A 13,076-nucleotide genomic window follows, 5' to 3' on the forward strand; every position below is an offset into this window, starting at 1 on the left:
ACATGGAACGCGACCAGGCATCAAAATTCATGTTCGACCTGCTGCGCCTGATGGTCAGCAAAAAAGGTTCGGACTTGTTCATCACCGCCGGCTTCCCGCCGGCCATCAAGATCGACGGCAAGATGACGCCCGTCTCGGCCCAGGCGCTGACGCCGGCCCACACGTCCGACCTGGCCCGCTCGATCATGAACGACAAGCAGACCGCTTCCTTCGAGCAGACCAAGGAAGCCAACTTCGCGATCAGTCCGGGGGACCTGGGACGTTTCCGCGTCTCGGCCTTCGTGCAAATGAGCTGCGTGGGCATGGTGCTGCGTACCATCAACAGCTCGATCCCCGAGTTCGACGAAATGGGCCTGCCTCCGATCCTGAAGGACGTGGTGATGTCCAAGCGCGGCCTGGTGATCATGGTCGGCGCGACCGGTTCCGGTAAGTCGACCACGCTGGCGGCCATGGTCGGCCACCGCAACGAAAACAGCCACGGCCACATCATCACCATTGAAGACCCGGTCGAATTCGTGCACCCGCACCGCAACTGCATCATCACGCAGCGCGAAGTGGGCGTCGATACCGAGGACTGGGAAATCGCGCTGAAGAACACCCTGCGCCAGGCGCCGGACGTGATCCAGATCGGTGAGATCCGCGACCGTCAGACCATGGACCACGCGATCGCCTTCGCCGAAACCGGCCACCTGTGCCTGGCCACCCTGCACGCCAACAGCTCCAACCAGGCGCTGGACCGTATCATCAACTTCTTCCCGGAAGAGCGCCGCCAGCAGCTGCTGATGGACTTGTCGCTGAACCTGAAGGGCATGATCTCGCAGCGCCTGATCCCGAAAAAAGATGCCAAGGGCCGCGCCGTGGCGGTGGAAATCATGCTCAACTCCCCGCTGATCGCGGACCTGATCTTCAAGGGTCATGTGCACGAGATCAAGGAGCTGATGAAGCGCTCGCGCGAACTGGGCATGCAGACCTTCGACCAGGCGCTGTTCGACCTGTACGAAGCGGGCGCCATCACGTATGAAGATGCGCTGCGCAATGCGGACTCGGTCAACGACCTGCGCCTGGCCATCAAGCTGGAATCGAAGGAAGCGAAGAACCGCGACCTGGCCGCCGGTACCGAGCACCTGGGGATCATCTGATGACGACTGTTTACGATTTCAGCGCCGACAGCCTGTCCGGCCAGCCGGTCGACCTGTCGCAATACAAGGGCAAGGTGCTGCTGATCGTGAACACCGCCAGCAAGTGCGGCTTCACGCCGCAGTACCAGGGGCTGGAGGAATTGCACAAGGAGTTCGCCGGCCAGCCGTTCGAGGTACTGGGCTTCCCCTGCAACCAGTTCGGCCAGCAGGAGCCCGGCAATGCGGAGGAGATCGGGGCATTCTGCGAAAAGAACTATGGTGTGACCTTTCCGGTCTTCGCCAAGATCGACGTCAATGGCGACAACGCCCACCCGCTGTACCAGCACCTGAAAAAGAATGCGCCGGGCATCCTGGGCACGGAAAGCATCAAGTGGAACTTCACCAAATTCCTGGTGCGTAAGGACGGCACCATCCACGACCGCTACGCCACGACCACCAAGCCGGCCGAGCTGGTGGACGACATCAGGAAACTGATAGCGCAATAAGGAGAGCGCCGCCATGGGCGAGGTCAAGCTGTATTTGATCCAGCTATTTTCACCGCCCGCGGACCCGGCGCTACTCACCTACGGGATTTATGATCCCTGGCTGGTGATGCTGTCCGTGCTGGTAGCCAGCTTTTCCTCCGCCATGGGCCTGCAAATGGCCGGCCAGGCCGCGCGCGCCGGCAGGCCCGCGCTGCGCTTCGCCACCCTGGTGACCGGCAGCCTGGCCCTGGGCAGCGGCGTATGGGCCATGCACTTCATCGGCATGCTGGCGTTTAACCTGTGCACGCCGGTTTCCTATGATCCCGTCATCACACTCTTGTCGATGCTGCCCAGTATCGGCGCTTCCACTGTCGCCCTCTCCCTGCTTAGCCGCAAGCGGATCGACTTGCGCAACCTGCTGGTGGGCGGCGTACTGGTCGGCGCCGGCATCGGCGCCATGCACTACACCGGCATGGCCGCCCTGCGTTCGGCGCTGCAACTGCGCTACGACCCGTGGATGTTTGCGCTCTCCATCGTGGTGGCGGTGGCGCTGGCAACCCTGGCGCTCTGGGTGCGCTTTGGCCTGCAGGGCCTGCGCGGCCGACTGAGCGACGGCGGCAGCGTGCTGATAGCGGGCGTGATCATGGGCTGCGCCATCGCGGGCATGCATTACACCGGCATGGCTGCGGCGCGCTTTGTCGGCCGCGTTCCCCTCGATCCCGCCAGCGGGATTGCCAATGCAGGCTTCCTGGCGCTGGCAGTGACGATGACGACGGCCCTGCTGACGGCTTTGGTGGTATCGGCCAACGGCATGCTGCGCTACCGCATCCTGTTCCACCATGTGAGCGACCTGGAACAGGCGCTGCGCGCCAGCGAAGAACAGCTGCGCACACTGATCGCGAATATCCCCGGCATCACCTTCCGCTGCCGCAATGCCCCCGGCTGGCCGCTGGTGTTCGTGAGCGACGCCATTGAGACCATGACCGGCTATCCGGCCGCCGAATTCCTGGGCGATCCGCCCCAACGCCTGTTCGGGGAACTGGTACATCCGGAAGATTGGCCGTCGGTACGGCAAGGTGCGCTGGCGGCAGTCGAACAGCGCCGCCCCTTCACGCTCGAATACCGCATCATCCACCGCGACGGCAGCATCCATTGGTTCTGGGGCAATGGCAACGTGGTGCTGGGCCCGAGCGGCGAAGTGGAACTGCTGGACGGCGTGGTACTGGATATCAGCAACCGGCGCCTGATGGAGCAGGACCTGCGCATCGCCAAGGAGCGCGCAGAGCAGGCCGCGGCTGCACGCGCCGCCTTCCTGGCAAATATGAGCCACGAAATCCGTACGCCGATGAATTCCATTCTCGGCTTCACCGACGTGCTGCTGCACGGCGAGCTGACGGCGGTGCAGCGGCGCCACCTCGATACGGTGCGCAATGCCGGCCGCGCCCTGCTGCGCCTCCTGAACGCCATCCTCGACACGGCCAAGCTGGATAAGGGGGCGGTGGAGCTGGAGCTGCACGATTTCAGCCTGCTTGCGCTGTCGGACGAATTGTCGTCCACCATGGGCAACGCAGCCAAGGCCAAAGGCTTGACGATGTCCCTGCACTACGATCCTGCCCTGCCGAACTGGATCCACGGCGACGAGTTGCGCGTGCGGCAGGTGCTGACCAACCTGATGGACAACGCCATCAAATTCACCAGCCAGGGCGAGGTGTCGCTGTCGGCCAGCCTTGAGCGCGAAGGCGAACGCCGCATGGTGCATTTCGCCATCACAGACACCGGCATCGGCATTGCGCCGGACCGCATGCAGGCAATCTTCGAACCCTTCGTCCAGGCGGATGCTTCGATGAACCGGCGCTTCGGCGGAACGGGATTAGGAACCACCATCTGCAAGCAGCTCGTCGAGCTGATGGGCGGTACGCTGCGGGCCGAGAGCATGCCAGGTAAAGGCAGTACCTTCCACGTCCGCTTGCCGCTGCTGGCGGCGCGCGACGAGGCGGTGCGCAGCGCCGCAGCGCCTACCCCGCTGCCGCCAATGCATATTCTCGCGGCCGACGACGTGCCGCAAAACCTGGAAGTCCTGTTGCTGCTGCTGGCCAAGCTAGGCCACACCGTCACCGGCGCCAGCGACGGCGCCATTGCGGCGCAACTGGCCTCCGAAGCGAAGTTCGACGCCATCCTGATGGATGTGCAGATGCCGGGTATGGATGGCCTGGAAGCCACGCGCCGCATCCGTGCCGACGAAGCCGCGCAGGGACGCGAACGTACGCCCGTCATCGCCATGACCGCCAGCGTGCTGGAACGCGACCGCGAAGCCACGCGCGATGCGGGCATGGACGGCTTTACCACCAAGCCGGTGGACGTGGCGGTGCTGACACAGGAACTGGCGCGCGTGCTGGGCATGCCGGCCGGCGCGCCGCAACTGGCCCCGGCTCCGATGCCGGTACGCGGCATGGTGCTGGACCTCGAACAAGGTTTGGCGCGCTGGGCCGGACAGCAAGACGCCTATCAGCGCGCCTTGCGGCGCTACGCCCACGATCACGAAGGGGCGGCGCAGGAGCTCAAGGCCTGTTTGGCGGCAGGCCAGCACGCAGCTTGCGCCACAATGGCGCACCGCATGCGTGGCGCCGCCGCCAACCTCGGCATGGAACAATTGGCGGACGCGCTTTGGCGGCTTGAACGCAGTTTGCAGGCCCCGGACGGACGAGCGGAATTGCCCGCGCTGCTGGACCTGGCCGTGCAGCGGCTGTCGGACGCGCTGGCTGCCGTGTGGGCGAACGACGCGGCGACGCGCCAGCGCTCCGTCGCCGCCGGCGCCGACGCCGGCACGGCAGCGCCGGCCGCGAACCTTGCCGAGATGGACCTGGAGTACGTGCGCGCACTGGGCGACGAAATGCTGCAATCGCTGGAGCGCGGCAGCTTCGACCAGAAGGAAATGGCTGCCCTGGCTGAAGCCTTGCACGGCTGCGTCGCCGGCGAACGCCTGCAGACTTTGCAGCGTGCGCTGGACGACTTCGATTTCACCGCTGCGAGCACCGCCCTGCAAGCGCTACTCGATGAATGCATGGACTCGCAAAAGGATAAACCATGACCCGACAAGCCACGGTGCTGGCCGTCGATGACGAATCGACCAACCTCCAGTTGCTGCGCCAGGTCCTGCAGGACCAGTACCGGCTGCTGTTCGCCAAGGACGGAGCGCGCGCGATCGAGCTGGCGGTCAATGAGAAGCCCGACCTAATCCTGCTTGACGTGATGATGCCCGAGATGACAGGCTACGACGTCTGCCGGGTGCTGAAAGCCAATCCCGCCACCGCCGGCATCCCCGTCATTTTCGTGACGGCGCTGACCGATGCGGCGGACGAGGTGGATGGCTTCGAGGCTGGCGCGGTGGACTTCATCAGCAAGCCTTTAAGCCCGGCCGTGGTGAAGGCGCGCGTCAAGCTGCACCTGTCGATGGTCCGCATGGAGGAGTTGCGCGCGAGCCGGCTGGCCATCGTACAGCGGCTTGGCCTGGCAGCCGAGTACAAGGACAACGAGACCGGCCTGCACGTGATCCGCATGAGCCATTACGCGCGCCTGCTTGGCATTGCGGCCGGTTTCGACGAGCAGGAAGCGGAGGATTTGTTCATTGCGGCGCCGATGCATGATATCGGCAAGATCGGCATCCCCGACAATATCCTGCAAAAGCCGGGGCGCCTGACTCCGGAGGAATACCTGATCATGCAAAACCATCCCGGCATCGGGGCGCATATCATCGGCCAGCACGAAGGCGGCATGCTGGCGATGGCGCACGACGTGGCTCTGTCGCACCATGAAAAGTGGGACGGCAGCGGCTATCCCAACCGCCTGGCCGGCGAGGACATCCCGCTTGCGGGGCGCATTGTCGCAGTGGCCGATGTATTCGATGCGCTGACTTCTGTCCGGCCCTACAAAGCGGCCTGGAAGCTGGAGGATGCGTGTGCGTGGATGCGCGACCAGCGCGGCCTCCATTTCGAGGCGCGGCTGGTGGACCTGTTCCTCGACATGCTGCCCGAGGTGACGCAGATTATGGACAAGTGGGCGGAGCGCTGAGCCCTTAGTCTCTTAGGGCGCGGTCGACCAGCTCGATCCAGTGTTCGACCGGTGTTGCCGTACCCGATTGCAGGTGGCCGATGCAGCCGATATTGGCCGATACGATGCGCCCGGCGCCGGTATCGGCCAGGTTGGCGAGCTTGCGGTCGCGCAGTTGCTGCGATAGTTCCGGCTGCAGCAACGAATAAGTGCCCGCCGAACCGCAGCACAAGTGCGCATCGCGGCACATCTTTACTTCCACGCCCAGCGCGCGCAGCAGTCCTTCGACTTTGCCACGGATTTGCTGACCATGCTGCAGGGTGCAAGGCGGATGCCATGCCACCGGTGCGCCCTCGCGTGCGCGCACGAGCGGCGCCAGCTCGGCCTCGAACGCCGGCAGTATTTCGCTCAAGTCGCGCGTCATGTCCGATATGCGCGCCGCCTTGGCTGCATAGGCGCTGTCGTGCGCCAGCAGATGGCCGTACTCCTTGACCGTAACGCCGCAGCCGGAAGCGGTCATCACGATGGCTTCCGCCGTTTCCACATACGGCCACCATGCATCGATATTGCGACGCATGTCATCCAGGGCAGCATCCTGGGCGTTCAAGTGGAAGCGCAGCGCGCCGCAGCAGCCAGCACCCGGCGCGGCAACGAGCTGCACGCCAAGTGCATCGAGCACGCGCGCGGTGGCTGAATTGATATTGGGCGCGAGGCCAGGTTGCACGCAGCCATCCAGCACCAGCATCTTGCGCGCATGCTCGCGCGTCGGCCACATGGCCGGTGCCGGGCGTGGCGGCAGCTTGTCCTGCAAAGGCTTGCTAAGAAGGGGCTTGAGCAACTGGCCCGCACGCAGCGCCGACTCGAACAGCCATCGGCGCGGTAATGCCTCCTTCAGCACATAGCGCTTGATGCGATCGGGAAGCTTGCGCGGCACGCGCTGCTCCACCACCTTGCGGCCGATATCGGCCAGGCGGCCATATTTGACGCCCGACGGACAAGTGCTTTCGCAATTACGGCAAGTCAGGCAGCGGTCCAGGTGCAACTGCGTGCTGGCCGTCACCGGCGCGCCTTCCAGCACCTGCTTGATCAGGTAGATACGCCCGCGCGGCCCATCCAGCTCATCGCCCAGCAACTGGTAGGTCGGACACGTCGCCGTGCAAAAACCACAATGCACGCAAGCGCGCAGGATCGCTTCCGCCTCGTCGCCCTCAGGCGTGCCCTTGATGAAATCTGCCAAGTTCGTTTGCATATCAGTACATGCGGCCGCAGTTGAAAATGCCTTCCGGGTCGAAGGCGGCCTTGAGCCGTTCATGGATACGCGCGATGGCCGGCGCCAATGGATGGAAGGCGCCGACGCCTGCGCCAAGGTCCTCGCTCTCCACCCGGTAGCGCGTGGCGTGGCCGCCGGCCGCCGCCGCTACACGCCGGATATCTTCCGCCACGCCGCTATCCACGCGCAACCAGCGCTGCGCCCCGCCCCACTCGATCAACTGCTCGCCGCGCATCACCAGCGCGCTGGCGGCGCTTGGCACAGAAAGCCGCCACAGTTCGGCCGCGCCAGCCTCTGCACCGGAGAAGAAGTCAGCCTGCTGGTCGCGCAAGGCGATCCAGAAAGCATCGCCATCAGACACCGACTCGCCGCCCATGCGCGACAAGGCCGCCTTGACCGCGGCCTGCGCTCCCGACAGCCGCACCGTCAGCAAGCCCTTATGCCAGCATGTCGCCGACACCGGCAACGGCTGGCCCGCCCATTCGTTCATGCGCCGCAACGCAGAAATCTCGTCCAGTTCGAAGCAAGTGCTTGCCTCACAAAATGGAACCGGCAGCACCTTCAGCGACACCTGCGTGATCAGCCCCAAGGTCCCAAGGGAGCCAGCCAGCAACCGCGATACGTCGTAACCGGCCACATTCTTCATCACCTGACCGCCGAAGGAAAGCAGCTCGCCGCGGCCATCCATCAGCTGCGCGCCCAGCACGAAATCACGCAAGCCTCCCGACGAAGCACGGCGCGGCCCGGACAGCCCGCTGGCCACTACGCCGCCAATCGTCGACCCGGCGCCGAAGCGCGGCGGCTCGAACGCCAGCATCTGCCCGTTCTGCGCCAGTAAGGCCTCGATCTCCGCCAGCGGCGTGCCGCAACGCGCCGTCACCACCAGCTCGCTCGTCTCGTATTCAACCACGCCCGCATAAGCGCGCGTGTCAAAGACGTCGCCGACGACGTTCTGGCCGTACCAATCCTTGGTGCCGCCGCCGCGCAGCAGCAAGCGCGTGCCGTCGGCGCCGGCAGCCTGGATGCGGGCGCGGAATTGTTCGAGGATCGCATTCATCTCAGAACCTCGGCAATCCGGCGAACGGCAGACGGCCCGCACGCACATGCATCTTGCCGAATTCCGCACAGCGGTTCAAGGTTGGAATGGCCTTGTTCGGATTCAGCAGCGCTAAGGGATCGAATGCATGCTTCACCGCAAAGAAGGCAGCCAGCTCAGCATCGCTGAACTGCGCGCACATTGAATCGATTTTCTCGATGCCCACGCCATGCTCGCCGGTGATGGTGCCGCCCACTTCCACGCACAGTGCCAGGATCTCGGCGCCGAAGGCTTCCGCGCGATGCAGCTCGTCCGGCTGGTTGGCGTCGAACAGGATCAGCGGATGCAGGTTGCCGTCGCCGGCGTGGAAGACATTGGCGCAACGCAGGCCATACCTGGCTTCCATCTGCTCGATGCCGAGCAGCACGCGCGCCAGCTGCTTGCGCGGGATGGTGCCATCCATGCAGTAGTAGTCCGGAGAAATGCGGCCCGCCGCCGGGAAGGCATTCTTGCGGCCCGACCAGAACTTCAGCCGCTCCGCTTCACTGCCCGATACCTGCACGGCACTGGCGCCGGCCGCCTGCAACACCGCCGTCATGCGAGCGATTTCCTCCTCCACCTCGTCGGCCGTTCCATCGGCTTCGCATAGCAGGATGGCTGCCGCGTCGGTATCGTAGCCGGCGTGCACGAAGGGCTCCACCATGCGCGAGGAGGTGCGGTCCATCATTTCCATTCCGGCCGGGATGATACCGGCCGCGATCACGGCAGCCACTGCGCTGCAAGCGGCGCCGATCTCATTGAAAGACGCCATGATCACGCGCGCCGTTGCAGGCTTGGGCACCAGCTTCACGGTCACCTCGGTGACGATGCCCAGCATGCCCTCGGAACCGATGAAGGCTGCCAGCAAATCCAGCCCCGGCGCATCAAGCGCCTCGCTTCCCAGCTCCACCACGTCGCCCTCGATGGTCGCCATGCGCACGCGCAGCACGTTGTGCACCGTCAGTCCGTATTTCAGGCAATGCACGCCGCCCGAGTTTTCCGCCACGTTGCCGCCGATGGTGCAGGCGATCTGCGATGAGGGGTCGGGCGCGTAGTACAGGCCATGCTGCTCGGCCTCTTCGGAAATCGCCAGGTTGCGCACGCCCGGCTGCACGACGGCGGTGCGCGAATAGGCATCCATGCGCACCACCTGGTTCATGCGCGCGGTGGAGAGGACCACCCCGTTCTCGATCGGCATGGCGCCGCCGGACAGGCCGGTGCCTGCGCCGCGCGGCACGACAGGCACGTTGAACTCCCTGCAAACCTTCAGAACCGCCAGCACCTGCGCCTCGTCGGCCGGCAAGGCCACGGCCATCGGAAGCTGGCGATAGGCCGACAAGCCGTCGCACTCATAGGGACGGGTATCTTCCGTTTCGGACAGCACGCTGGAAAGCGGCAAGGCCGCGCGCAGGGCGGCCACGAAGGCTTCGCTGTTATTCATTAAACCATTGTAAGTTTAAATACAGATATGGCAGCGAATTCCCCTCCCAACCAATGGTAATTTGTCGTATCCTGCCACCGTTATTGACAAATAGAGGCTGCAATGGGTAATCGACTCTCGAAAATCGCCACCCGCACGGGCGACAAAGGCACCACCGGCCTGGGCGACGGCTCGCGCGTGGACAAGGACAATGTGCGCATCCAGGCCATCGGCGAAGTCGATGAGCTCAACTCCAACCTGGGCGTACTGCTGGCCGAACCTCTGCCGGACGACCTGCGCGAAGAGCTGGTCTCGATCCAGCACGACCTGTTCGACCTGGGCGGAGAGCTGTGCATTCCCGGTTATCAGATGATCAAGGAAGAACACGTCGAGCGCCTGGACGCGCTGCTGGCCAAGTACAACGCCACCCTGCCTGCGCTGACGGAATTCATCCTGCCGGCCGGCTCCCGCGCCGCTTCGGTCTCCCACGTATGCCGCACCGTGTGCCGCCGTGCCGAGCGCGCCATCGTCACCCTGGGCAAAGTGGAAACCATCCACGACTTCCCGCGCCAGTACGTGAACCGCTTGTCCGACCTGCTGTTCGTCCTGGCCCGCGTCCTGAACCGCTTCGCCGGCGGCAGCGACGTACTCTGGCACCACGACCGCAAGCGCGGCTAAAACCCGCCCTGCGCGGCGAACCGCTGCTGCAGGTAATCCAGCATGAGCCGCACCCGGTGCGGCAGATAGCGGCGGCTGGGATAGATCAGGTTCAGTTCCTGCTCCTGTCCTTGCCAATGGCGCAAAACCCGGCGTAGCTTGCGCTGGGCCAGCAGGTCCTGTACGAGCCATTCCGGACATAATCCAATGCCGCCACCCGCGACCAGCGCATCGCGGATGGCCAACGCGTTGTTGATGCGGTAGCGGCCATTCGTGGCAATCGTCACGCCTTTTTCACCATCCGACAGTTCAATTTCGTTGCCGGCATTCGCCCAGGCAAACCGGATGTACTCGTGGGATGCCAAGTCCTCGGGCGTCTGCGGTGTGCCGCGAGACTTCAGGTAGCTGGGCGCTGCAACCAGCAAGCGCGGCGAAGCACCGGCGCGCCGCGCAATGACATTCGGCGGCAGCTCAGGTCCCAGCCGCACCGCAATGTCTACTCCCTCTTCCACCAAATCGACGATGCGGTCGTTGAGAATAAGCTCCACTTCGATGCCGGCGTATTGCCGCAGGAAGTCCTGCACAAATCCATTCAGGCAAAACTGGCCCAAGGCGACTGGAGCGTTGATGCGAAGCAGGCCGGTTGCTGCAGCGGTCTTTCCTCGCGCATCTGCCACGGCGTCGGCGTATTCCTCCAGCACGCCGCGGGCGCGCTCGTAAAAACGACGGCCCGGCATGGTAGGAGACAAGCTCGATGTGCTTCGTTCGAGCAGTCGCACGCCAAGTTCATCTTCCAGCGCGGCGACAATCTTGCTGATATTGGATTGGGTGGTGCTTTGCTCTCGGGCGACAGCCGAAAAGGTACCCAGTTCGACAGCACGCACGAAGCATTGGAGGGAACGTAAAGTGTCCATATTTATTCCATTTTGGACTTAACTATATTCCATTTTCCAATCTTCCAGTCCACTTAAGAATGAATCACGATCTCCAAACCGGAACCAATTTGGAGAATCCTCATGAAACGTATGTTCTTGTTGTTCGTGGCCGCTCTGGCTGCAGGCGCCGCACAGGCTACACAATGGCGCACGACATGGTATGCAGCACCAATGCCCAGCTGGGGCGCCGAATTTGTCCTGCCGACCATGATGCCGGCCGCATTCGACAGCCAGACCGTCCGGGAAGTCGTTCGCACCAGCGTCGGAGGCCAGCGGATTCGCGTGAGTTATTCGAACCGCTATGGCAGCACACCGTTAGTGATTGGCGAAGCGCGCGTCGCCATGACGCTGGACGAGCCCTTGCGCGTCGCAACTTCGCTTCAAGATGGCAGCAGCGTGTCCCTGACATTTTCCGGTCAGCGCGGCGTCACGATGGCGCCAGGGGAATCGGTCACCAGCGATGCAGCCGTGATACCAGTGGCGGCGCGCCAGCGGCTGTCCATATCGACTTGGCTTCCAGGGCGCACTCCGGTGACGACCTTTCACTGGGGCGCGCAGCAAACCACCTTCGTTTTATCTGGTAACCACGTGGCAGCTTCCAGCCTGCCGGGCGCACAGGAACTGACTGGGCGAGCATTCCTGACCGCGGTACAGGTGGACAGCCAGGATCGCCGCACCGTTGTCGTCCTTGGCGATTCGATCAGCGATGGCAACGGTTCCACGCCGGATCGCAATCGCCGCTGGCCGGACCAACTCGCCGAACAACTGAAGGACGTCGCCATCGTCAATGCCGGCATCTCCGGTGCGCGCTTATTGAGCGATGGCATGGGCGAAAACGCCGTGGCGCGCTTCGAGCGGGATGTCCTGTCTCAGCCCGGCGTGGACACCGTCATCGTCCTGCTTGGCATTAACGATATTGGTTGGCCCGGCAGCGCATTTGCTCCGAACGAGCAGCCGGCAAGCACCCAAGCGATGATCGCTGGCTTCCGCAAGCTGATTGCTGCCGCTCATGCACGACAGGTCCGGATCGTGGGCGGCACCCTGCTTCCATTCGAAGGTGCATTGCAGGGCACACCTTATTCCGGCCATTTCTCGCGGCTTAAGGACGAAGTACGCCGCGAGTTGAACGAATGGATTCGGAATAGCGGAGAATTCGATACGGTCATCGATTTCGACCGCCAGTTGCGCGACCCCGAGCATCCGTCACGCCTGAACCCGGACTTCGACTCTGGCGACCACCTGCATCCAGGCGATGCTGGGTACGCAGAGATGGCAAGGGCAGCTGCCCTAATCGCCAAGTAGCCGGGACATGCCCTTGGCCAGGCTGAGGCGGGTCATGCCACTGGGGTGGCTGGTGAGGATGGCGGGGGCGGTGGAGTCGGCGGCGAGTTTGCTGTAGAAGCGCAGCATGGCGGAACACGGCCAGCCTGCGCGGAAGGCGATGAGCATTCCCAATTGGTCGGCCTCGCGCTCCTGGATTGCCGATAATTTCGACAGCCGCAATTGCAACGGGATGTCGGAGGCTAGCCGTTCGCTGACCACATCCAGCGGCAAGTCACGGCGGCTGTCCAGCAGCGCCTCCGACAAGGTCTCGCGTTCATGTTCGGCGACGATGTGGGCTATTTCATGGGCCAGCAAAACAGCCAGTTCGCCATCATCCAGGCCAAGACGGTCGACAAACAGGCTGCCGACCAACAGCTTGCCGCCAGCCTGGCTTTCCGCCTCCACTGAAGCGTCGCCGGTGACATGGACTTCCCATTTCCAATCCGCCGCCTCAGGCTTGAGCGCGGTGGCGACACTGATCAAGCCATCGGCAATCCGTTGTGCGCGGCCGAGCAGCGCGCGATCGCGGTCAAGTTGACCGGCAGCAGCCAACGTCACGGTCTGCTCGATATAATGATCTTCGGAGAGCTGCCCTACTTCCTCGACCGGAAAGCGAAGCTCCTGCCAGCGACCGGAATCCGGCACTTGCGCGGCCGCTTGCGCCGCAAGCAGCAGAAGGAGCGATAAGCAGCGCATTTCCCGGCTCCGTTTAACATAAACTATTTATACCAATCTAGGCGACGCCA

At 63.7% G+C, this 13,076-nt stretch carries 11 protein-coding genes; 6 read left to right on the plus strand and 5 right to left on the minus strand.

Annotation, left to right across the window (positions count from 1 at the left end):
• Window positions 1–2 precede the first annotated feature (2 nt).
• The 4 genes from AC1RTP_RS24515 to AC1RTP_RS24530 are packed head-to-tail and all read left to right on the plus strand — an operon-like array spanning window position 3 to window position 5,671.
• Window positions 3–1,139, plus strand: a complete 1,137-nt coding sequence (locus AC1RTP_RS24515; protein ID WP_498611257.1) for a PilT/PilU family type 4a pilus ATPase — start codon at window positions 3–5, stop codon at window positions 1,137–1,139.
• On the plus strand, window positions 1,139–1,624 hold the full coding sequence (locus AC1RTP_RS24520) for a glutathione peroxidase (RefSeq protein ID WP_498611258.1): 486 nt from the start codon (window positions 1,139–1,141) through the stop codon (window positions 1,622–1,624). The genes AC1RTP_RS24515 and AC1RTP_RS24520 overlap by 1 nt, the downstream gene beginning before the upstream one ends.
• Window positions 1,625–1,637: 13 nt before the next feature.
• Entirely contained in the window at window positions 1,638–4,691 is a 3,054-nt protein-coding gene (locus tag AC1RTP_RS24525; protein ID WP_498611259.1) for an MHYT domain-containing protein, read from the plus strand.
• Window positions 4,688–5,671, plus strand: coding sequence for a response regulator (locus AC1RTP_RS24530; RefSeq protein WP_498611260.1), 984 nt, complete (start codon window positions 4,688–4,690; stop codon window positions 5,669–5,671). The genes AC1RTP_RS24525 and AC1RTP_RS24530 overlap by 4 nt, the downstream gene beginning before the upstream one ends.
• Window positions 5,672–5,675: 4 nt before the next feature.
• Here AC1RTP_RS24530 and glcF read toward each other — a convergent pair whose 3' ends face one another.
• From glcF to AC1RTP_RS24545, 3 genes are read right to left on the minus strand one after another with little or no spacing between them, the layout of a single operon-like run.
• On the minus strand, window positions 5,676–6,899 hold the full coding sequence (gene glcF, locus AC1RTP_RS24535; RefSeq protein ID WP_498611261.1) for a glycolate oxidase subunit GlcF: 1,224 nt from the start codon (window positions 6,897–6,899) through the stop codon (window positions 5,676–5,678).
• A gap of 1 nt (window position 6,900) precedes the next feature.
• Window positions 6,901–7,977, minus strand: coding sequence for a glycolate oxidase subunit GlcE (glcE, locus tag AC1RTP_RS24540; protein ID WP_498611262.1), 1,077 nt, complete (start codon window positions 7,975–7,977; stop codon window positions 6,901–6,903).
• A gap of 1 nt (window position 7,978) precedes the next feature.
• Window positions 7,979–9,436: an FAD-linked oxidase C-terminal domain-containing protein gene (locus AC1RTP_RS24545; protein ID WP_498611263.1), complete on the minus strand. Its 1,458-nt coding sequence runs from the start codon at window positions 9,434–9,436 to the stop codon at window positions 7,979–7,981.
• 102 nt (window positions 9,437–9,538) lie between these two features.
• Here AC1RTP_RS24545 and AC1RTP_RS24550 point away from each other — a divergent pair, with 102 nt between their 5' ends.
• Complete coding sequence (locus AC1RTP_RS24550; RefSeq protein ID WP_498611264.1) at window positions 9,539–10,093, plus strand: cob(I)yrinic acid a,c-diamide adenosyltransferase; 555 nt, start codon at window positions 9,539–9,541, stop codon at window positions 10,091–10,093.
• Here the strand turns inward: AC1RTP_RS24550 and AC1RTP_RS24555 are convergent.
• A complete protein-coding gene (locus tag AC1RTP_RS24555; protein ID WP_498611265.1) occupies window positions 10,090–10,986 on the minus strand; it encodes a LysR family transcriptional regulator in 897 nt (298 codons plus the stop codon). The genes AC1RTP_RS24550 and AC1RTP_RS24555 overlap by 4 nt on opposite strands.
• Before the next feature lie 102 nt (window positions 10,987–11,088).
• On the opposite strand from AC1RTP_RS24555, the gene AC1RTP_RS24560 reads away from it, so the two are divergent.
• Window positions 11,089–12,309 carry an SGNH/GDSL hydrolase family protein gene (locus tag AC1RTP_RS24560; protein ID WP_498611266.1) on the plus strand — a complete coding sequence of 407 codons (1,221 nt, stop codon included), beginning with the start codon at window positions 11,089–11,091 and terminating at the stop codon, window positions 12,307–12,309.
• Here the strand turns inward: AC1RTP_RS24560 and AC1RTP_RS24565 are convergent.
• A complete protein-coding gene (locus AC1RTP_RS24565; RefSeq protein WP_498611267.1) occupies window positions 12,295–13,026 on the minus strand; it encodes a M48 family metalloprotease in 732 nt (243 codons plus the stop codon). The two genes, AC1RTP_RS24560 and AC1RTP_RS24565, sit on opposite strands and share 15 nt — an antisense overlap.
• Between the last annotated feature and the right edge of the window lie 50 nt (window positions 13,027–13,076).

This window comes from Pseudoduganella sp. GW821-FHT11H04 (assembly GCF_058807935.1).